At 68.2% G+C, this 18435-nt stretch carries 23 protein-coding genes; 9 read left to right on the forward strand and 14 right to left on the reverse strand.

The annotated features are described in order from the left end of the window. Nucleotides 1-109 precede the first annotated feature (109 nt). Genes rseP through pyrH form a run of 6 tightly spaced genes read right to left on the reverse strand, consistent with a single transcriptional unit; the run spans nt 110 to nt 5457 of the window. On the reverse strand, nt 110-1252 hold the full coding sequence (gene rseP / locus O9344_RS15720; protein WP_298479311.1) for an RIP metalloprotease RseP: 1143 nt from the start codon (nt 1250-1252) through the stop codon (nt 110-112). Nucleotides 1253-1308: 56 nt separating this feature from the next. Beyond that, nucleotides 1309-2478: a 1-deoxy-D-xylulose-5-phosphate reductoisomerase gene (gene dxr / locus O9344_RS15725; protein ID WP_298479314.1), complete on the reverse strand. Its 1170-nt coding sequence runs from the start codon at nt 2476-2478 to the stop codon at nt 1309-1311. 4 nt (nt 2479-2482) lie between these two features. Then, the gene (locus O9344_RS15730; RefSeq protein WP_298479317.1) at nt 2483-3331 is read right to left on the reverse strand and encodes a phosphatidate cytidylyltransferase; all 849 of its coding nucleotides are present in this window, start codon (nt 3329-3331) and stop codon (nt 2483-2485) included. Nucleotide 3332: 1 nt separating this feature from the next. After that, nucleotides 3333-4100 carry an isoprenyl transferase gene (locus tag O9344_RS15735; RefSeq protein ID WP_298479320.1) on the reverse strand — a complete coding sequence of 256 codons (768 nt, stop codon included), beginning with the start codon at nt 4098-4100 and terminating at the stop codon, nt 3333-3335. Between the two features lie 20 nt (nt 4101-4120). Beyond that, complete coding sequence (frr, locus tag O9344_RS15740) at nt 4121-4687, reverse strand: ribosome recycling factor (RefSeq protein ID WP_298479323.1); 567 nt, start codon at nt 4685-4687, stop codon at nt 4121-4123. Nucleotides 4688-4740: 53 nt separating this feature from the next. Then, nucleotides 4741-5457 (reverse strand): UMP kinase, encoded by a 717-nt coding sequence (pyrH, locus tag O9344_RS15745; RefSeq protein WP_298479326.1) that lies wholly within the window; start codon nt 5455-5457, stop codon nt 4741-4743. A gap of 185 nt (nt 5458-5642) precedes the next feature. Between pyrH and O9344_RS15750 the strand changes: the two genes are divergently transcribed. Both O9344_RS15750 and O9344_RS15755 read left to right on the forward strand, forming a co-directional pair. Next, nucleotides 5643-6377, forward strand: a complete 735-nt coding sequence (locus O9344_RS15750; RefSeq protein WP_298479329.1) for an SDR family NAD(P)-dependent oxidoreductase — start codon at nt 5643-5645, stop codon at nt 6375-6377. Continuing rightward, nucleotides 6377-7021 carry a 2-hydroxychromene-2-carboxylate isomerase gene (locus O9344_RS15755; protein WP_298479333.1) on the forward strand — a complete coding sequence of 215 codons (645 nt, stop codon included), beginning with the start codon at nt 6377-6379 and terminating at the stop codon, nt 7019-7021. Before O9344_RS15750 ends, O9344_RS15755 begins: the two co-directional genes overlap by 1 nt. A 61-nt stretch (nt 7022-7082) precedes the next feature. On the opposite strand, the gene tsf is transcribed toward O9344_RS15755, so the two are convergent. From tsf to O9344_RS15770, 3 genes are all read right to left on the reverse strand, one after another. Continuing rightward, nucleotides 7083-8006, reverse strand: a complete 924-nt coding sequence (gene tsf, locus O9344_RS15760; RefSeq protein WP_298479336.1) for a translation elongation factor Ts — start codon at nt 8004-8006, stop codon at nt 7083-7085. 128 nt (nt 8007-8134) lie between these two features. Further along, a complete protein-coding gene (locus tag O9344_RS15765) occupies nt 8135-9133 on the reverse strand; it encodes a 30S ribosomal protein S2 (RefSeq protein WP_298479339.1) in 999 nt (332 codons plus the stop codon). 168 nt (nt 9134-9301) lie between these two features. Further along, entirely contained in the window at nt 9302-9952 is a 651-nt protein-coding gene (locus O9344_RS15770; protein WP_298479342.1) for an HAD hydrolase-like protein, read from the reverse strand. A 122-nt stretch (nt 9953-10074) separates the two neighbouring features. On the opposite strand from O9344_RS15770, the gene O9344_RS15775 reads away from it, so the two are divergent. After that, nucleotides 10075-10611: an MOSC domain-containing protein gene (locus tag O9344_RS15775; protein ID WP_298479345.1), complete on the forward strand. Its 537-nt coding sequence runs from the start codon at nt 10075-10077 to the stop codon at nt 10609-10611. Nucleotides 10612-10616: 5 nt separating this feature from the next. On the opposite strand, the gene O9344_RS15780 is transcribed toward O9344_RS15775, so the two are convergent. Next, complete coding sequence (locus O9344_RS15780) at nt 10617-10952, reverse strand: YnfA family protein (protein ID WP_298479348.1); 336 nt, start codon at nt 10950-10952, stop codon at nt 10617-10619. A 126-nt stretch (nt 10953-11078) separates the two neighbouring features. Here O9344_RS15780 and O9344_RS15785 point away from each other — a divergent pair, with 126 nt between their 5' ends. From O9344_RS15785 to O9344_RS15800, 4 genes are all read left to right on the forward strand, one after another. Further along, complete coding sequence (locus O9344_RS15785; RefSeq protein WP_298479351.1) at nt 11079-11870, forward strand: SDR family NAD(P)-dependent oxidoreductase; 792 nt, start codon at nt 11079-11081, stop codon at nt 11868-11870. Further along, nucleotides 11867-12847, forward strand: coding sequence for a small ribosomal subunit Rsm22 family protein (locus O9344_RS15790; RefSeq protein WP_298479354.1), 981 nt, complete (start codon nt 11867-11869; stop codon nt 12845-12847). The genes O9344_RS15785 and O9344_RS15790 overlap by 4 nt, the downstream gene beginning before the upstream one ends. Next, nucleotides 12844-13086, forward strand: coding sequence for a cysteine rich repeat-containing protein (locus tag O9344_RS15795; RefSeq protein WP_298479357.1), 243 nt, complete (start codon nt 12844-12846; stop codon nt 13084-13086). Before O9344_RS15790 ends, O9344_RS15795 begins: the two co-directional genes overlap by 4 nt. Before the next feature lie 82 nt (nt 13087-13168). Next, nucleotides 13169-14062 carry a DMT family transporter gene (locus O9344_RS15800; RefSeq protein WP_298479360.1) on the forward strand — a complete coding sequence of 298 codons (894 nt, stop codon included), beginning with the start codon at nt 13169-13171 and terminating at the stop codon, nt 14060-14062. Here the strand turns inward: O9344_RS15800 and O9344_RS15805 are convergent. The 3 genes from O9344_RS15805 to O9344_RS15815 form a co-directional block, all read right to left on the reverse strand. Further along, nucleotides 14049-15140, reverse strand: a complete 1092-nt coding sequence (locus tag O9344_RS15805; RefSeq protein WP_363321945.1) for a 5-(carboxyamino)imidazole ribonucleotide synthase — start codon at nt 15138-15140, stop codon at nt 14049-14051. The genes O9344_RS15800 and O9344_RS15805 overlap by 14 nt on opposite strands. Next, nucleotides 15127-15636: a 5-(carboxyamino)imidazole ribonucleotide mutase gene (gene purE / locus O9344_RS15810; protein ID WP_298479363.1), complete on the reverse strand. Its 510-nt coding sequence runs from the start codon at nt 15634-15636 to the stop codon at nt 15127-15129. The genes O9344_RS15805 and purE overlap by 14 nt, the downstream gene beginning before the upstream one ends. A 136-nt stretch (nt 15637-15772) precedes the next feature. Next, nucleotides 15773-15985 carry a DUF465 domain-containing protein gene (locus O9344_RS15815; RefSeq protein WP_108176880.1) on the reverse strand — a complete coding sequence of 71 codons (213 nt, stop codon included), beginning with the start codon at nt 15983-15985 and terminating at the stop codon, nt 15773-15775. Between the two features lie 216 nt (nt 15986-16201). Between O9344_RS15815 and O9344_RS15820 the strand changes: the two genes are divergently transcribed. Continuing rightward, nucleotides 16202-16378 carry a DUF465 domain-containing protein gene (locus O9344_RS15820; protein WP_108176882.1) on the forward strand — a complete coding sequence of 59 codons (177 nt, stop codon included), beginning with the start codon at nt 16202-16204 and terminating at the stop codon, nt 16376-16378. An 80-nt stretch (nt 16379-16458) separates the two neighbouring features. Here the strand turns inward: O9344_RS15820 and O9344_RS15825 are convergent, their stop codons facing one another. Beyond that, a complete protein-coding gene (locus tag O9344_RS15825; RefSeq protein ID WP_298479369.1) occupies nt 16459-17010 on the reverse strand; it encodes a cytochrome b in 552 nt (183 codons plus the stop codon). 254 nt (nt 17011-17264) lie between these two features. Here O9344_RS15825 and ribA point away from each other — a divergent pair, with 254 nt between their 5' ends. After that, entirely contained in the window at nt 17265-18383 is a 1119-nt protein-coding gene (ribA, locus tag O9344_RS15830) for a GTP cyclohydrolase II RibA (protein WP_298479372.1), read from the forward strand. Nucleotides 18384-18435: the final 52 nt, after the last annotated feature.

Here is an 18435-nt window from a genome sequence, read left to right on the forward strand (position 1 = left end):
GATCCCTCCCGGGCGGTTCGCTTGTATCCGGTTTGCCCAGAAGTGCAAACCGCCCCGACGCCGCACCGCCGGTTTTTGAAAGGCCGTTGCCGGATCGCCACGCCCGCCATCATCCGACGAGCCCCCGGATGTCGTTCCAGGTGGCGAAGATCATCAGCATGAGGACCAGCGCCAAACCGAAGCGAAACGCCATTTCCTGCGACTTTTCGCTCATCGGACGGCCGCGCACGGCCTCGATGGCGTAGAAGACAAGGTGGCCGCCGTCGAGCATGGGGATCGGGAACAGATTGAGGAGCCCGATGGAGACGGAGATGAGCGCGGCAAGGCTCAGCAGGGCGACGAATCCAATCTGCGCCGCCTCACCCGAGACCTGGGCGATTCTGATGGGGCCGCCGAGCTGGTCGGCACTCTGCGTGCCCATCACCACGCCGCCGAGATAGGCGAAGGTACGATCGATGACGAACCAGGTCTCCGTCACGCCCATCCAGGTGGCGGTGAACGGATCGTAGTGGCGAATCTGGGTGTCGCCGGGCTGGTGCGAGCGGGAGATGCCGAGCCGGCCGATGCGATGGGTGCCGCCGAAACGGTCCTTGAACTCGAAGATCGTCGGCACGGCGGTGAGCGTGCGGCGGTCACCGCCGCGATCGACCACGACCGCGAGCGAGGCCCCCGCACTGGACCCGACGATGCGCTGCATATCGGAGAAGCTCTCGATCTCGCGACCATTGATGGTCAGCACGAGGTCGCCGGGCTGGAAACCCGCCTGTTCGGCGGCGCTGCCGGCAACGATTGTCTCAACCCGGGGTGAGGTGATCGGCTTGCCGAAGATGGTGAAAACGCCAGCGAAAATGATGATGGCCAGGATGAAATTGGCGATGGGGCCGGCCGCGACGATGGCGGCGCGCTGACCGAGCGTCTTGTGGAAGAAGCTCTGAGAGCGCTGGTCCTCCGTCATGGCATTGGCCGTGTCGAAATCCGGCGTCGAAGCGGCGTCCGCGTCACCATAGAACTTGACGTATCCGCCTAGCGGAATGGCGCAGAGCTTCCAGCGGGTGCCGTGGCGATCGTTGAAGCCGACGAGTTCGCGCCCGAAGCCGATGGAGAAGGCTTCCACACGCACGCCGTTGCGTCGCGCCACCCAGAAATGGCCGAGTTCGTGGACAAAAACCACGATCGTCAGAACGAAAAGAAACGGAATGATGGTCCAGATCAGGGTCTGGCCCCATCCGCCGAGTGCGGCAGCAGCGTTCATCGATCTGTCCCATGGGCACGGGCCCGGACGCGTCCGGACTCATACCCTCCCGATTTTCAAGATGCCGCAGCGGGCGCGTTAAGCATAGTGGCACGCGCCCGCTCTCTCGCGGCATGGTCAATCAACCATAAATCGTCCAATGTGGCCGGAGCGGGGCCATTGCCCTCGGCCTCGAGGACCGCCTCCACCACACCCGCAATCGCACCGAAACCGATGCGACGGGCGAGGAAAGCCTCAACCGCCACCTCGTTGGCTGCGTTGAGCACGGTGGGCGCCCTGCCGCCTGCCGCCATCGCGGCGATGGCGAGACGCAGGCAGGGAAACCGCACGAGATCCGGCTCCTCGAAGGTCAGCGAGCCAATGTCCGCGAGGTTCAGCCGCTTCGACGGCCCGTCGATCCGCTCGGGGAAGCCGAGGCAATGGGCGATGGGCACCCGCATGTCGGCAGCGCCCAGCTGGGCGACGATCGAGCCGTCACGGTAGGCCACCATGCCATGGACGACCTGCTGGGGATGGACCACGGCCTTCAGCCTGTCGGCCGGCAGGCCGAAGAGGTGGAAGGCCTCGATCAGCTCCAGCCCCTTGTTCATGAGGCCTGCCGAATCCACCGTCACCTTGGCGCCCATGGCGTAATTCGGGTGCTTGAGCGCGTCCTCGGGCCGCGCTGCGGCGATGGCGGCGGCGTCCCATGTGCGGAACGGGCCGCCCGAGGCGGTGATCCAGACGGTTTCGACGTCATCGAGGCGCGAGCCGGCAAGCGCCTGGAAGACGGCATTGTGCTCGGAATCCATCGGCAGGATGGTGACGCCGCGGCGCTTGGCCGCGCCCATCACCATGTCGCCGGCAGCCACCAGGCTCTCCTTGTTGGCAAGGGCGATACAGGTCCCCTGCCCGATCGCCGCCAGAACCGGCTCGACGCCGGCCGCCCCGGTGATGGCGCCGACGACGAGGTCGGCGGGGCGCGCAGCAGCTTCGGCGACCGCAGCGGGCCCGGCCGCCACCGCGATACCGGTGCCGGCGAGCAGGTCCTTCAGCCGACCATAGGCGGCGGGATCGGCAACAACCGCGAGCCGCGCGCCGTGCCCGCGGGCAATTGTCGCGAGCTTTTCAGCATCGGCATTGGCGGTGACCGCCTCGATACGGAATCGGTCGCGGTGCCGGCCGACGATGTCGAGCGTGCTCGTGCCGATGGAGCCGGTGGCCCCGAGCAGGGTCAGGGCGCGCATCGGCTCACCACAGCAGCAGGCCGGCGGCGGGATTGGCGGCACCGCCGCGCAGGAGGCCGAGCGCTGCCGCAGCGACGGCGGCGACGAGGAACCCGTCGAGGCGGTCCATCACACCGCCATGGCCGGGGATGATGGAACCGGCATCCTTGGCGGCAAAGCGGCGCTTGACCGAGGATTCGAAGAGGTCGCCGGCCTGGCTGAGCGCCGCGATGGCGAAGGTCGCAAGCGCAAGGCCGAGGGTTGGCTGGATGCCCACCACGCGGACGACGGCAAGGGCGATGGCGGTGCCGACGAGGGTGCCACCGATGAAGCCGGCCCAGGTCTTCTTCGGCGAGAGCTGCGGCCACAGCTTCGGGCCGCCGATCGAACGGCCAGCGAAATAGGCGGCCACATCCGTGCCCCAGACCACCGCGAAGAGCCAGAGGATGGCGGCAAAGCCGAGCGAATTGTCGTCGCGCAGGATCGTCGGCCCCAGCACGACGGCCGCCGCATAGAGAAGGCCAGCAATGGCCCATCGGCTGTGGCCGGCAGGGCTGAGCCGGATGGCGACGAGCGTCCCCACGCCCAGGGCGATGAGCGCGAAACCCGGATTGACGAAGGTGCGCTCGAAGGCGAGCGCCGCGACGAGGCAGGCGACCTCGGCCCAGTAGAGCGCCCGCGGCTGCTCCGGCAGGACGAGCCGGTTCCATTCGAGAAGGACGAGGCAGGCGCCCAGCAGCCAGAGCAGCGCGAAGGGCCAGTCGCCGAGCCAGGCGGTAAAGATCGCCACGGGAATGAGAATGAGCGCCGAGACGACGCGTTTTTTCAGATCCGGGTCGGAGAACGCCCCTGCGGGCTTCAGGTCTGGATCCATGTCAGCGGCCCGCGGCGAGGCCGCCATAGCGGCGCTCGCGGCGTCCATATTCGGCCAGCGCCTCCTCGAGCGCCTCGCGGCCGTAATCGGGCCAGAGGACCGGCTGGAAGATGAGCTCGGCATAGGCCGCCTGCCACATCAGGAAGTTCGACAGGCGCATCTCGCCGGAAGTGCGGATGACGAGGTCGGGATCCGGAATGCCTGCGGTGTTGAGCCGCGCCTCGATCGCCTCGGGCGTGATGCTCTGCGGCGTCCGCTCGCCGCGGGCGACCTCCTCGGCAAGCGTCCGCGCGGCGGCGGCGATCTCCTGGCGGGAGCCGTAGTTGAAGGCGACAATAAGGGTCTGACCAAGGTTCCGGGCGGTGAGTGCCTCGGCCTCGACGAGAAGGGCGCGGATCTCCGGATCGAGGGCCGTGCGGTCACCGGCGATCAGCACGCGAACATTGGCCTCGTGCAGTTCGGCGAGATCGTTGCGGATGAAGCGCTTCAGCAGGCCCATCAGGGCCGAGACCTCCGCCGGCGGCCGCGACCAGTTTTCCGAGGAGAACGAATAGACCGTGACGATCTCGATGCCGATGTCGCGGGCCGCCTTGAGCGTGCGGCGCAGCGCCTCGACGCCGCGCCGATGGCCCTCGACGCGCGGCAGGCCTCGCTGGGTGGCCCAGCGCCCGTTGCCGTCCATGATGATGGCGATATGGCGCGGCAGGGCGGCGGGCGCCGCTGCGGCCGCTGCCCCGGTGTTCTGCGCCAGTCCTTGTCGGTCCGCCATCGTCATGACCGGCCCGGGGCTCAAACCGTCATGATTTCTTTTTCCTTCTGCGCGACGAGCTGATCGACCTCGGCGATGTGCTTGTCGGTCTCCTTCTGGACCTGGTCCGAGGCGCGGACATGCTCGTCCTCGCTCATCGAATGGTCCTTCTCCTTGGCCTTCAGGATGTCCATGCCGTCGCGGCGGATGTGACGGATCGCGACGCGCGCGCCCTCCGCATATTTGTGCGCGACCTTCACCATCTCCTTGCGGCGATCCTGGGTGAGCTCGGGGATGCGCAGGCGGATGACCTGGCCCTCGGTCTGCGGATTGAGGCCAAGGCTCGACTCGCGGATGGCCTTCTCGACCGGGCCGACCATGGAGCGGTCCCAGACCTGAACCGACAGAAGCCGCGGCTCCGGCACGCTCACGGTCGCCACCTGGTTGACATGCATGGTCTGGCCATAGGCCTCGACCTGGATCGGATCGAGCAGGTTCGGCGAGGCGCGGCCGGTGCGCAGCGTGCCGAGTTCGTGCTTGAACGATGCGATGGAGCTCTGCATCCGCCGCGTGATGTCGGCGAGTTCGAAGGTTGGGGACGCGGCCATGGGGTACGCCTCTTGGGTCTTGCGCGGGGTTCCGCGGGAAAGAAGGGTCGCCGTCAGGCGGTGACGAGGGTGCAGCGGGCCTCGCCGGCCAGCACCGAAGCCACGGCGCCGGGGGCGTCGAGGGAGAAGACGATTATCGGAAGTCGGTTCTCCCGGGCAAGCGCGAAGGCGGCGGTATCCATGACCTTGAGGTCGCGGGCGATCGCCTCGTCGGCGGTCAGCGCATCATAGCGCACCGCCGAGGCGTCCTTCTTGGGGTCCGCCGAATAAATGCCGTCGACATTGGTGCCCTTGAGCACGACGTCGCAGCCGAGCTCGACCGCCCGCATGGTGGCGGTCGTGTCGGTCGTCAGAAGCGGCACTCCGATACCGCCGCCGAGGACGAGGATGCGTCCCGCGGCGATGTGGGCCAGCGCGTGGCGCACCGTGTAGACGTCAAGCGCCTCCGGCACCGGCTCGGCCGACATCGCGACCGCCGGATGACCGAGGGCGTTGATCTGGCCGGCCAGCGCGATGGCGTTCATGACCGTCGCCAGTCGCCCGATGGCATCGGCATCGACGCGGCCGAGGCCGATCCCGGCAATCTGCTTGCCGCGGAAGATGTTGCCGCCACCGACCACCACGACGATTTCAGTGCCGGCCTTCGCCGCGGCGATGAGGTCCTCGGCCACGGCACGGACGGTCTTCGGATCGAAGCCGAATTCCTGGTCCCCTGCGAGCGCCTCGCCGGACACCTTGACCAGCGCGCGCCTGTAGCCTCGGCCGGCCATGGCGTCCTCCCGATTCGTAGGGCCCCGCGGGGGCATTGCGGCAGCCCGTTTAGCGCAATGTCCCGCCTGCGCAAATGGGCGCGCCCGCTGGAACCGCCAATGTCCCCTGCCCGTCCCCTCCAATGGCCGATCTTGGCATAGTGCAGATACACGACATAGGCTTCCGATCCGCCGAGGAGGCCTGCATGCCCAAGACCCCCGCCACCGTCGCCATCATCGGAGCGGGCGACCATATTGGCGCCGCCATTGCCCGACGTTTCGCCGCCGGCGGATACACCGTCGTCCTCGGCCGTCGCAACGGCGACAGGCTCGCGCCCCTCGTCGAGGAGATCACGACGGCCGGAGGGCGGGCCATCGGCCACGCGCTCGATGCGCGGCGCGAGGACGAGGTCGCGGCCTTCCTCGACGCGGCCGATGCCGAGGCGCCGCTGGCCGCCTGCATCTTCAATGTCGGCGGCAATGTCCGCTTCCCCATCCGCGACACGACCGAACGGGTCTTCCGCAAGGTCTGGGAGATGGCCTGCTATGCCGGATTCCTCACGGGGCGAGAGGCGGCGCGCATCATGGTGCCACGCGGCGCCGGCTCGATCTTCTTCACCGGCGCAACGGCCAGCCTGCGCGGCGGATCGGGATTTGCCGCCTTCGCCAGCGCCAAGGCGGGCCTGAGGGCCGTGGCGCAGAGCATGGCGCGGGAACTCGGGCCGCAGAACATCCACGTTGCCCATCTCGTCATCGACGCCGGGGTCGACACTGCCTTCGTCCGCGAACTGAGGCGCCAGCGCACAGGCTCCGACGAGGTCGCCCCGGACGAGCTGATGAACCCGGCCTCCATCGCCGAGACCTATTGGCAACTCCACGCCCAGCCGCGCGATGCGTGGACCCACGAACTCGACATTCGGCCCTACAGGGAGACATGGTGATGCAGCCCATGACACAGGACGACGTGACGATGCCCCTGAGCGGACCGAAGGTCGTCGAGTTCCATTTCGATTTCGGCAGCCCGAATGCCTATTTCGCCCACAAGGTCCTGCCCGGGATCGTAGCGCGGACGGGGGGCAGCATCCGCTATGTGCCGGTGCTGCTGGGCGGCATCTTCAAAGCGACCAACAACCGTTCGCCCTTCGAGGCCTTTTCGGGGGTCAAGAACAAGCTCGCCTATGAGCGGCTGGAAATCGCCCGCTTCATCGCCAAGCACAAGCTCAACCGCTTCACGATGAACCCGTTCTTTCCCGTCAACACGCTGCTGCTGATGCGCGGCGCGGTCGCCATGGAGAAGGAGGGGCGGCTCGCCCCTTACGTCGAGGCGGGCTTCCACCACATGTGGGAGGAGCCGAAGAAGATGGATGACCCGGCAGTGTTCAAGGCGGCGATGGACGCGTCGGGTTTCGACGGTGCAGCCATCCTGGAAGCGACACAGGCCGCCGACGTGAAGGCGGGCCTCATGGCAAATACCGAGGCGTCGGTCGGCCGCGGCAGCTTTGGTGCGCCGACCTTCTTCGTCGGGCGCGAGATCTTTTTCGGCAAGGACCGGCTGCGCGACGTCGAGGACGCCCTCGCCGCCTGACCGCACGTAACAAAAAGGGGCGGTCGCCCGCCCCTTTTCAAAATCCCTGTGACGGAAGGCCTCAGGCCTTGATACCGGCCTGGGCGGCGACCTCGGCGGCGAAGTCGTTCTCCGCCTTCTCGATGCCCTCGCCGAGCGCGAAGCGGGTGAAGGCCGTCAGCTTGATCGGCGCGCCGACCTTGCCCTCGGCCTCCTTGACGGCCTGGGCAACGGTCTTGCCGCCGTCATGGATGTAGAGCTGGTCGAGGAGGCAGACCTCCTTGGCGTAGGTCTTGATGCCCGACTCGACGATCTTGGCGATGACGTTCTCGGGCTTGCCGGCGTTCTTCTCGGCGAGGATCGCCTTCTCACGGGCAACGACGGCCGGATCGAGGCCGGCAGCGTCGAGGGCGAGCGGGCTCGCGGCGGCGACATGCATCGCCACCATGCGGCCGAGAGCGGCGAGCTCGGCCTTGTCGCCGGTCGACTCGAGCGCCACCAGCACGCCGATCTTGCCGAGGCCCGGATCGATGGCGTTGTGGACGTAGCTGCCGACGACGCCGTCGGTCACCGACAGCACCGAGGCGCGACGCAGTGACTGGTTCTCACCGATCGTGGCGATCGACGACGCGATGGCATCTGCCACCGTGCCGCCGGAGGTGGCGGGCGCGGCGAGGATCGCGTCGACATTGTCGCCGGTCTTCAGCGCCACATGGGCGATGAGCTTCACCAGGCCCTGGAAGTGGTCGTTGCGGGCAACGAAGTCGGTCTCCGAGTTGACCTCGACCACGGCGGCCTTGGTGCCCTCGGTGAAGATGCCGACGAGGCCCTCAGCGGCGACGCGGCCGGCCTTCTTGGCGGCCTTGGAGAGGCCCTTCTTGCGCAGCAGGTCGACGGCCGCCTCGATGTCGCCGTTGGTCTCGTTCAGGGCCGACTTGCAGTCCATCATGCCTGCGCCGGTCATCTCGCGCAGTTCCTTGACCATCTGGGCGGTGATGTTCGCCATGGGTCCGTCCTCGAATTGAAAGTGGGGATGGGAAACGGCCGGTCCGCGGGAGCGAACCGGCCGGAACTCAAAAACCGATCCCTGCCGGACACGTCTTTCGTGTCAGGCAGATGACGCGGGGTGGCCGATCAGGCGGCTTCGGCGTCGACCAGGGTCTTGGCCTGGTCGATCCAGCCCTGGACGCGGCCCGGCAGGCCAACGCTGTCGCCGATCTCGGCGGCGTCCGACGGGGTGAAGGCCGCAACCTGCCAGAAGTGGAAGATGCCGAGGTCGTTGAGCTGCTTCTCGATGTCCGGCGACACGCCGGTCAGCTTGATGAGCTCGTCGGCCGGGCCGCGCGGGCCGGCGAGACGCTCGACGCCGGCGGGGGAGGCAGCCACCGGCAGCTCCTCGATCATCGGCTTCTCGGAGGCGCCGAGGTCCATGCCCGACGAACCCTGGGCGCGGCCGATGCCGTCGATGGCGGCGCGGGCGATCAGGTCGCAATAGAGGGTGATGGCGCGGCCGGCATCGTCATTGCCCGGGATCGGATAGGTGATGCCATCCGGATCGCAGTTGGTGTCGACGATGGCGACGACCGGGATGCCGAGGCGACGGGCCTCAAGGATGGCGATAGCCTCCTTGTTGGTGTCGATCACGAACATCAGGTCGGGAACGCCGCCCATGTCCTTGATGCCGCCAAGGGCGCGCTCGAGCTTGTCCTTCTCACGAGCGAGCGTGAGGGCTTCCTTCTTGGTGTAGCCGGCGCCGCCCGAACCCAGGGCCTCGTCCAGCTTACGCAGGCGCGAGATCGAGCCCGAAACGGTCTTCCAGTTGGTCAGCGTGCCGCCGAGCCAGCGGGAGTTCACATAGTACTGGGCGCACTGCTTGGCACCCGCGGCGATCGACTCCTGCGCCTGGCGCTTGGTGCCGACGAAGAGCACGCGGCCGCCCTTGGCCACCGTGTCGGACACGGCGACGAGCGCGCGGTGCAGCATCGGCACGGTCTGGGCGAGGTCGAGGATGTGAATGTTGTTGCGGACGCCGAAGATGTACTGGTTCATCTTCGGGTTCCAGCGATGGGCCTGATGGCCAAAGTGGCAGCCAGCTTCCAAAAGCTGACGCATGCTGAAATCGGGCAGCGCCATAAGTCTTCTCCGGTTGTGCCTCCGCGGACAATGGCCGACCCCGATGGGGATCCGTCACCACCGGAGCGGCAAAGGACAATCGTCCTCAGCCGCGGGTCCGCGTGTGGAATGGGCGGGGCACTACACGATCAGACGGGCGAGCGCAAGCCGCGGCGGGGTTCGCCAGGCTCAGGCGACGAGCCGCGCAACCTCGCCCGCCAGCTCCTGCGGCCGCGCGCACAGCACGCTTGCGCCGGCCTCCGTCAGCTCCTCCGCCCCACCATAGCCCCAGGTAACCCCGATGGAGGCCATAGCGTGCCGGCGGGCGGCGAGGATGTCGTGCTTGCGGTCGCCGATCATCACGCTGCGGGCGGGATCGACGCCGCGCTCGGCGATGATCTTGGCGATGATGTCCGCCTTGTCGTCGAGGCTGCCGTCCAGCGCCGCCCCATAGATACCGTCGAAGAAGCCGGCGAGGCCGAAGCGTTCGAGGATCGGCACGGCGTAAGGCTCGGGCTTGGCGGTGCAGACGAACATGCGGTCCGCGTGGTCGCGGAGGGTCGCCAGTGCCTCGACCATGCCGTCATAGACGGTGAGGTCATACATGCCGCCGGCGCCATAGTGGACGCGGTAGCGCGCGACCGCCGCTTCCGGATCCGCGCCCTCCCCCATCACCCGCGGGAAGGACAGGCGCAGGGCCGGGCCGATGATCCAGCCAAGGCTGTCGAAAGGCGGTGGCTCATGGCCGAGATCGACCAGCGCCTTGCGGAAGGAGCCGATGATCCCCGGTGCGGGATCGGTCATGGTGCCGTCGAGGTCGATGAGCAGGGTCGGGCGCATCCGGCCGTCCTAGGGCGTGGCGTCGCTCCCGTCCACGTCTGCCAGCGCAGATGCGCCGCGCAGGTCGCCGGCCGTGACAGGCTGCCCCGCCTCCGGCAGAAGGGCGGCAAGGGAGGACGCCCATGGCCCGCGTGATCTCGGTCAGCCTCGACCGTCGCCACCGCTTCTCCAAGGAAACGACGGAGCGCATTCGCCTCATCGCCGGCGAAGGGGTCGAGGGGGACGCCCATCGCGGTGTCACGGTGAAGCACCGCTCCCGCGCCCGCTTCAACCCGACCCTGCCCAATCTCCGCCAGGTCCACCTCATCCACGCCGAGCTCTTCGATGAACTGGCCGCCAAAGGCTTCACCGTCCGCCCCGGCGAACTTGGCGAGAACGTCACAACATCAGGCATCGACCTTCTCGGCCTGCCGACCGGCGCGCACCTCGCCATCGGCGGCGCGTTGATCGAACTGACCGGCCTGCGCAATCCCTGCATCCAGATGGACCGCTTCCAGGACGGCCTGATGCAGGCGACCCTCGACCGCGACAGCGAGGGCAACCTCATCCGCAAGGCCGGGGTCATGGGTATCGTGCTGGAGGGCGGCGACATCACGGTCGGCGATGCCATCGTCGTGACGCTGCCCGAGGGACCGCATCGCCCGCTGGAAAAGGTCTGACCCCGTCAGTCCCGCGGTCCAAGAAGGATCACCGCCGCGCCCACGAGGCAAATGGCGGCGCCCGTCACGTCCCAGCGGTCGGGCCGCTGGCCTTCGACCAGCCAGAGCCAGGCGAGCGAGGCGGCGATGTAGATGCCGCCATAGGTGGCATAGGCTCGGCCGGCGGCGCTCGCCTCGGCCAGCGTCAGCAGCCAGGCGAAGAGCGCCAGCGCGGCGAGCCCCGGTATGAGCCAGACGACCGGCCGTCCCAGCCGCACCACCGACCAGACGGCGAAGCAACCGGCAATTTCGGCCACGGCGGCAAGGGCGAACACGAGGGGCGAAGCGAGGATCGTCGGCATGGGCTCACCCTGCCACGGCCTCCGCCTGCGCGCGAGGGATCGCGCGCCTCCCCCGCAGTCCTGCCCCTTCCCCGCAGTGGCGCCGGTGATCTAGAACCCGGGGACAGCTGAACGAAGGAGATCATCATGGGCGCACTTGACGGCAAGGTCGCGATCATCACCGGCGCCGGACGCGGCATCGGCAAGGCCATTGCCCAGCGCTTCGCCGCCGAGGGCGCGAGCGTGGTGCTCTCCGACATCGACGCGGCCATGGGTGCGGCCACCACTGCCGAGATCGCCAGGACCGGCAAGGCCGCCTTCGTTCAGGCCGATGTCGGCGATGCCGCCTCGGTGGCGAACCTCATCGAGGGCGCCCGCAAGGCCTTTGGCGGCGACATTGACGTGCTGATCAACAATGCCGGCATCGTCCATTCCGCCGAGTTCCTCGACCTCGCCGAGGCCGATTTCGACAAGGTACTGCGGGTGAACCTGAAGGGTTCCTTCCTCGTCGGACAGGCGGTGGCGAAGCGCATGGTCGAGCAGGTGAAGGCCGGCAAGGCGCCGGGCGCCATTGTCAACATGAGCTCGGTCAATGCCCGGCTCGCCATCATCAACCAGATCCCCTACTGCGTCTCGAAGGGCGGCGTCAGCCAGCTCACCAATGTCATGGCGCTGGGCCTCTCCGAGCACGGCATCCGCGTCAACGCCATCGGACCGGGCTCCATCGCGACCGAGATGCTGGCCAGCGTCAACACCGACAAGGCCGCCCGCCACCGGCTGTTCTCTCGCACGCCGCTGCGCCGCCTTGGCGATCCCGACGAGATCGCCAAGGTCGCGGTGTTCCTCGCCTCGGACGCGTCGAGCTACATCACCGGCCAGACCATCTATGCCGATGGCGGCCGGCTCGGCCTCAACTACACGGTGCCGGTGCAGGATTGAGCCCGGCCCTCCCGCCAGCCCTGCGCGCCGCCCTCGAGGATCTCGCCGGGCGTTTTCCCGGCCGTGACCTCGCGGCGGCAAGCCGGCGGCTGACGGAGGACTACAAGGCCGGGCGGGGCTCGCGCCTGCCCTCGCCCGTCGATGTCGCGGCCTATGCCACGGCACGGATGCCGGCGACCTACGCGGCCTGCGCCAGCGCCCTCGCGCAGGCGCGCGAGCGGACCGACGCGATGCCACACACGCTTCTCGACATCGGCTGCGGGCCCGGCACCGCCGCCTGGGCCGTGACCGAAGCCTTTCCGGAGCTCGGCGCCGTCACGCTGATCGACGCCCATCCCGGCATGATTGCGCTCGGCCGCGACCTCGCCCGCTCGGGCCCTCCTGCCCTCGTGGCCGCGGATTGGCGCCGGGGCGGCTTCGCAGACGTCACCGCCGCGGCCGATATCGTCATCGCGAGCTATGCCCTGAACGAGGTCATCCCCGCCGAGGCGGCGAGGACCGCGGCGCGCCTCTATGGCCTCGCCGGCCAGCTTCTCGTGCTTGTCGAGCCCGGGACGCCGAACGGGTTCGCCGGCCTCGCGGCGGCCCGGTCGGCGCTGGTGAGCGCCGGTGCCCGCATCGCCGCCCCCTGCCCCGGCGAAAGCACGTGCCCGGCCATCGCGCCGGACTGGTGCCATTTCTCGGTGCGGCTACCGCGGCTTCGCGCCCACAAGGCGGCCAAGGGCGCCGATGTGCCCTTCGAGGACGAGCCATTCAGCTATCTCGTCGTGGCGAAACCCGGCGTCGCCGTCACGCCGGCCGGGGCACGGATCCTGCGGCCACCGCGCACCGGCAAGGCCGGGACCGACTTCGCTCTCTGCACGCCTCGTGGCGCGCTTGGCACAACCGTGCCGAGCCGTGACCGCGAAACCCACCGCTTGACGCGAAGGCTCGGCTGGGGCGATGCCTTTCCGCTCAGCCCGGAGGATCAGCCATGACCCGCCTGCTCGCCGCCTTTGTCATCGCCGCATGCGCCAGTTCTCCTTCTGCTGCCCAGAACGAGAACCTCTCCTTCTCGCAGCGGATGAGCATCTACCGCGCCTGCAAGCCCGACCTCGACGCCAAGTGCCCCAATGCGGGCACCGATTCGGCGCGCGTCTCGGCCTGCCTGCGTACCAACCAGTCACAGCTGTCGGACGGCTGCGTCACCGCCATCCGCCAGGCCGGCGTGCGCTGAGCCCGACAGCCCAGACCTGCAAGGCCGCCGATTGACCCATCGCCGCTCCCCGTCCCAATAGCGGGACACCGGGAGGGGACCGATGCTCGTCATGCCCTGGCTCTGGGCGGTCTTCACCGTCATCGCCGCCGCCGCGCAGACCGCGCGCAACGCCATGCAGCGCAGCCTGACCGAGCGGCTCGGCACGATCGGGGCCACCCATGTGCGCTTTCTCTATGGCCTGCCCTTCGCCATAGTCTTCCTTGGCCTTGTCCACGCCACCGTCCCGGCCCCGGCGCCGTCCATCTCCGGCACCTTCCTGGCATGGACCCTGTTCGGCGCCCTCTCCCAAATCGGCGCGACCGCGCTGATGCTGGCCGCGATGCGCGAGCGGTCCTTCGTCGTCACCACCGCCTACACCAAGACCGAGCCGGTCCTCGTGGCCCTGTTCGGCGTTGTGCTGCTCGGCGACCACCTCAGTCTCACCGCCTGGCTCGCCATCCTCGTCGCCACATCGGGCATCCTGCTGATGTCGTGGAAGCCCGGGACGCAGCAGTCGCTGCGCCCGGCCCTCCTCGGCCTCGTATCGGCGGCGCTGTTCGGCATGGCGGCGGTGGGCTTTCGCGGCGGCATCCGCACGCTCGACACGCCGAGCTTCGTCATGGCCGCGACGACGACGCTCGCTGTCGGCCTCGCCCTGCAGACGGCGGTGCTGACCGCCTATCTGGCGGTGGCGGACCGCGCCGGCCTCCTCGCGATCCTGAAGGCCTGGCGGCCGTCGCTGGTCGCCGGCTTCCTCGGCGCCTTCGCCTCGCAGTTCTGGTTCCTCGCCTTCGCGCTGGAGACGGTGGCGAAGGTCCGCACCCTCGCGCTGGTCGAGGTGATCTTCGCCGGCCTGGTCTCGGGCGCGATCATCAAGCAGGCGACCAGTCCGCGCGACGGCCTCGCCATCGCGCTCATCGTCGTGGGCGTCGCGATCCTGCTCAGCTTCGGCTGAGCGGCGACAGGCGCGTCAGGTGGCCCATCTTGCGGCCGTCGCGCTGGTCGCGCTTGCCGTAGAGATGGAGCACCGCGCCTTCTTCCGCCGCGATCCGCCGCCAGTCCTCGACATCGGCGCCGATGAGATTGTGCATCACCGCATCGGAATGCCGGAGCGTCGAGCCGAGCGGCAGGCCGGCAACTGCCCGCATGTGGTTCTCGAATTGCGAGCAATGGCAGGCCGCTTCCGTCCAGTGTCCGGAATTGTGGACGCGCGGCGCCATCTCGTTGAGCAGCAGCCGGCCGTCTGCGGTGACGAAGAGCTCCACCGCCAGCACACCGACATAATCGAGCTTCTGGGCGAGGACCGTGCCGACCAGCGCAGCCTTGGCAGCAAGAGACACGTCGATGGAAGCCGGCACCGTCGAGGTGCGCAAGATCCCGGCGCGGTGGACGTTCTCGACCGGGTCGTAATGGCGGATCTCGCCATCATGGCCGCGGACGATGAGGATGGAGATTTCGCGCTCGAAGGGCACGAAGGCTTCGAGAATGGCGGGCTGATTGCCGATAGCAGCGAGAGCCTTCGCGGGATCATCACCCTCGCGCATCACCACCTGGCCCTTGCCGTCATAGCCGAAGCGGCGGGTCTTCAGCACTGCCGACAGGCCGATCCGCTGGAGCGCCGCAGCGAGGTCCGCCACGCTGTCGATGGCGGCGAAATCCGGCACGTCGATGCCGCAGTCGCGCGCGAAGCTCTTCTCGATCACCCGGTCCTGCGACACGGTCAGCGCCATCGGGCCGGGCCGCACCGACAGGCGGCTCGATAGGAAATCGGCGGCCTTGGCCGGGACGTTCTCGAACTCGTAGGTGACGATGTCGACGTCCTCGGCAAAGCGCGCCAGCGCCATCTCGTCGGAATAGTCGGCCTCGGTGATGCGGCGGACGACGTCGAAGGCCGGGCTTTCCGGCTCCGGCGCATAGATCTGGCAGCGTAGGCCGAGCCGGGCGCCAGCAAGCGCCAGCATGCGCCCGAGCTGTCCGCCACCGAGAATGCCGATGATCTGGTCCGGCCCGACCGAACGATCAGATATCGTCACGGGGATGCTCCGCGATCGCCGCCGTCTGGCGGGCGCGATAGGCGTCGAGGCGGTCGGCGAGCGCCGGATCGTTCAGCGCCAGCACGGCGGCCGCCAGCAGCGCGGCATTGATCGCGCCCGGCTTGCCGATGGCGAGCGTGCCGACGGGAATGCCGCCCGGCATCTGGACGATGGAATGGAGCGAATCGACGCCAGAGAGCGCCTTGCTCTCCACCGGCACGCCGAAGACCGGCAGCGGCGTTAGCGCCGCCGCCATGCCGGGCAGATGGGCGGCGCCACCGGCACCGGCGATGATGATCTTGAACCCGTTGTCGCGTGCCGATTTGGCGAAGCTGTAGAGCCGGTCGGGAGTGCGATGGGCCGAGACGATCCGCGCCTCGAAGCCGACGCCGAGCCCGTCGAGAACCTCGGCGGCATGGCGCATGGTCGCCCAGTCGGACTGCGAGCCCATGATGATGGCGACGGGCTTCATCCCGTTCGCGGCCGTTCCCGGCATCGACGCCTCCCCCGCGCGTCGGGGACCGACGGCATCCAGAAAGAAGCGCCGGAGAATAGGCAGACCCGGCGCGGCGGGCAAGATGGCCCGGCTGCGACCTTGGTGGAGGGGTTTGGGGCCTGCCTGACCACCCGCCTCAGGCGATGATGTCGGGGGTCAGCAGGTCTTCGAGATAGGCGATCCGGTCGCGCAGAACGAGCTTGCGCTTCTTCAGCCGCTGGATCTGCAGGCGGTCGGCGACCTGCATCCGGGCGAGCGCGTCGATGGCGGCGTCGAGATCACGGTGCTCCTGCCTCAGCCGGTCAAGCTCGCTGAGGACCTCGCTCTCGTCGATTTCGCCGGATGCCATGATCGTGACCGCATGCTCTGCCGACGGCCAGGGACCCCGTCGCCTCGCACCATTATGCCGCCCGCGGGCGTGGATCGGCAAGGCGGTGCCAAACTCTGCCGGCCGTAACACAGCGTGATTTTACTTTGCCGTCGACAGGTCCACACTCGACTTCCGTCCGATGCGTTTCGGACTTTTTCCGAGGCTGTCGGCGTTCTCTGTCAGAAGGAGGAGTGGATGAGCCTGCAGTCGCATCTCGCGGAACTCGTGAAGCGCCACGAAGCGCTCGACCGGGAACTGGCGGCCATTGTCGCCCGACCGTCGGCAGCGGATGAGGAAATCGCTGCGTTGAAGCGCCGGAAGCTGCTTCTCAAGGACCAGATCGAGCGTCTGAAGGGGTCCTCGGTCCACTGAGGCCAGCAGTCAGGAAATGAATTCAGGTGGCGGGTCCGACGCGTGTATCGCCGGGCCCGCCATTGCCTTTTCAGGGCTTCTCAGCCCCACATTCGCCGGAACACGCCGTCCTTGATGACGACGAGGTGCATCAGCGCGGCGCCGACATGCACCAGCACGAGGGCGCTCATCAGCAGTGCCCCGCCGAGATGAACCTTGTAGATCGCGCTGCAGGTCGCCTCCGCACCGCGGAAGGGCAGCGTCACGTCGATCGTCCAGAACAGGTTGACCGGCCCGTAGCACATCGAGGTCGGCAGCCAGCCGGTGAACGGCACGAGGAAGATCAAGAGGTAGAGCAGGTGGTGGACGGCCGCCGAGGCCGCGCGCTGGAACCGCGTCAGGCTCGCCTCAGGCGGCGGCGTCCCCTGCGTGACCTTGAGGGCTACGCGCGCGATCGCCAGCAGCAGCACGATGAGGCCGAAGGACTTGTGCCACTCGTAGAGGCTGTCCTTCAGCGCCGGATTGGCGCCGGGATTGGGTGGATAGGGAATGCTCGCCATGAACATCCCCACCGGCACGAGTCCGATGATCAGGGCGGCGGTGATCCAGTGGACGATGCGATGCGGCGTGGAATAGACGTCGGACTGCGCCATGGCGACCTCCTGCCGGTGGGGCGGATCATGGGCGGCTGGCGCCGGCCTCGCAAGGGGCGGCTTGCGGCGGCCACGATCCGGTAACCTCCCAAGATCGGACGAGGAGACATCCGGCCCGATTGCTGCCACGATGAAGTCGGACGATTTTTTAGGCTCGCCTGATCCAAAAGGGCGAGATGGTACATACATGGATCGTGTCGTCGGCCGAATGCACGGCCTGTCGCGAACCAGGGCATGAGAGGCCCAATCTGACAATGGTAACTTCCGGAATTCTCGGCAGCGACGCCGATATCGTCCGGGCCCAGGTCGAGCGGGCCATTTCCGAGATGCGGGCGAGCCGCCCCGTCGTCGTCCGGCATGGTGACCGCGCGGTCATCGCCTACGGCGTCGACGGCATCGATATCGCTTCTGCCGAAGCCGCCGTCGCGCTCGGCACGGCCATGCCGCATCTTCTCCTTCCGGCCGCGCGCCTCCGCCGCCTCGGTCTCGATCGTACCCAGCCCGCGCGTGTCGCGCTGCCGCAGATCGCTGCTGCCCGTATCGAAGCCCTCGCCCTGACGATCGAGTCCCGCATCGACGCGCCGGTTTCCCCCGTCGACGACATCGACGAGGCAGCGCTTGAACTCGCCCGTCTCGCGCTGGTCGTCCCGGCTGTCGTGATGGTCCCGGTGCCGGCCGATGCCGTGCCGGCCCACCTGCTTGCCGTCGATGTCGACGGCGTCATGGCCTACCGCCGTCTCGAGGCGAAGGCGATCCGCATCGTCGGCCGCGCGCCGGTGCCGCTGGAAGGCGCGCCGGAGACCGATTTCGTCGTTTTCCGCGGTGGCGAGGGCCTGCGCGACCAGGTCGCCATTGTCATCGGCAAGGTCGATCCGGCCAAGCCCGTGCCGGTGCGTCTGCACTCGGCCTGCCTCACCGGTGACCTTTTCGGGTCGCTGAAGTGCGATTGCGGCGACCAGCTGCGCGACACCGTCCAGTGGATGGCGCGCAACGGCTCCGGCATCCTGCTCTATCTGGACCAGGAAGGCCGCGGCAACGGCATCGCCAACAAGATGCGGGCCTATCGCCTGCAGTCGCAGGGCTGGGACACCTATGACGCCGACGAGGTCCTCGGCTTCGACCTCGACCAGCGCCGCTTCGACTTCGCCGCCGAGATGCTGAAGCAGCTCGGCATTCGCTCGATCGACGTGATGACCAACAATCCCGTGAAGATCGCCGCCATGACCGAGGCGGGGATCGAGGTTCATGCGGAGCGCCGCGTCATCGGCCGCGCGACCGACGAGAACGTGCGTTATCTGACTTCGAAGCGGGACCGCGCCGGTCACGCCATCGACGCCGACGCGCTTCTGGCGAGCCTCGTCTCGCGCAAGTGACCGCCGGGACCTGATGTCTCGAAGACTGGCGGCGCCGGGGAGGCTGGGCTAA

It is taken from the genome of Phreatobacter sp., from assembly GCF_027532945.1.
Lineage (GTDB): Bacteria > Pseudomonadota > Alphaproteobacteria > Rhizobiales > Phreatobacteraceae > Phreatobacter.

Excerpts from the sequence above, each read along its gene's own strand:
- rseP (WP_298479311.1), bottom strand. The coding sequence starts at position 1,252 with ATGAACGCTGCTGCCGCACTCGGCGGATGGGGCCAGACCCTGATCTGG.
- dxr (WP_298479314.1), bottom strand. The coding sequence starts at position 2,478 with ATGCGCGCCCTGACCCTGCTCGGGGCCACCGGCTCCATCGGCACGAGC.
- O9344_RS15730 (WP_298479317.1), bottom strand. The coding sequence starts at position 3,331 with ATGGATCCAGACCTGAAGCCCGCAGGGGCGTTCTCCGACCCGGATCTG.
- O9344_RS15735 (WP_298479320.1), bottom strand. The coding sequence starts at position 4,100 with ATGGCGGACCGACAAGGACTGGCGCAGAACACCGGGGCAGCGGCCGCA.
- frr (WP_298479323.1), bottom strand. The coding sequence starts at position 4,687 with ATGGCCGCGTCCCCAACCTTCGAACTCGCCGACATCACGCGGCGGATG.
- pyrH (WP_298479326.1), bottom strand. The coding sequence starts at position 5,457 with ATGGCCGGCCGAGGCTACAGGCGCGCGCTGGTCAAGGTGTCCGGCGAG.
- O9344_RS15750 (WP_298479329.1), top strand. The coding sequence starts at position 5,643 with ATGCCCAAGACCCCCGCCACCGTCGCCATCATCGGAGCGGGCGACCAT.
- O9344_RS15755 (WP_298479333.1), top strand. The coding sequence starts at position 6,377 with ATGCAGCCCATGACACAGGACGACGTGACGATGCCCCTGAGCGGACCG.
- tsf (WP_298479336.1), bottom strand. The coding sequence starts at position 8,006 with ATGGCGAACATCACCGCCCAGATGGTCAAGGAACTGCGCGAGATGACC.
- O9344_RS15765 (WP_298479339.1), bottom strand. The coding sequence starts at position 9,133 with ATGGCGCTGCCCGATTTCAGCATGCGTCAGCTTTTGGAAGCTGGCTGC.
- O9344_RS15770 (WP_298479342.1), bottom strand. The coding sequence starts at position 9,952 with ATGCGCCCGACCCTGCTCATCGACCTCGACGGCACCATGACCGATCCC.
- O9344_RS15775 (WP_298479345.1), top strand. The coding sequence starts at position 10,075 with ATGGCCCGCGTGATCTCGGTCAGCCTCGACCGTCGCCACCGCTTCTCC.
- O9344_RS15780 (WP_298479348.1), bottom strand. The coding sequence starts at position 10,952 with ATGCCGACGATCCTCGCTTCGCCCCTCGTGTTCGCCCTTGCCGCCGTG.
- O9344_RS15785 (WP_298479351.1), top strand. The coding sequence starts at position 11,079 with ATGGGCGCACTTGACGGCAAGGTCGCGATCATCACCGGCGCCGGACGC.
- O9344_RS15795 (WP_298479357.1), top strand. The coding sequence starts at position 12,844 with ATGACCCGCCTGCTCGCCGCCTTTGTCATCGCCGCATGCGCCAGTTCT.
- O9344_RS15800 (WP_298479360.1), top strand. The coding sequence starts at position 13,169 with ATGCTCGTCATGCCCTGGCTCTGGGCGGTCTTCACCGTCATCGCCGCC.
- purE (WP_298479363.1), bottom strand. The coding sequence starts at position 15,636 with ATGCCGGGAACGGCCGCGAACGGGATGAAGCCCGTCGCCATCATCATG.
- O9344_RS15815 (WP_108176880.1), bottom strand. The coding sequence starts at position 15,985 with ATGGCATCCGGCGAAATCGACGAGAGCGAGGTCCTCAGCGAGCTTGAC.
- O9344_RS15820 (WP_108176882.1), top strand. The coding sequence starts at position 16,202 with ATGAGCCTGCAGTCGCATCTCGCGGAACTCGTGAAGCGCCACGAAGCG.
- O9344_RS15825 (WP_298479369.1), bottom strand. The coding sequence starts at position 17,010 with ATGGCGCAGTCCGACGTCTATTCCACGCCGCATCGCATCGTCCACTGG.
- ribA (WP_298479372.1), top strand. The coding sequence starts at position 17,265 with ATGGTAACTTCCGGAATTCTCGGCAGCGACGCCGATATCGTCCGGGCC.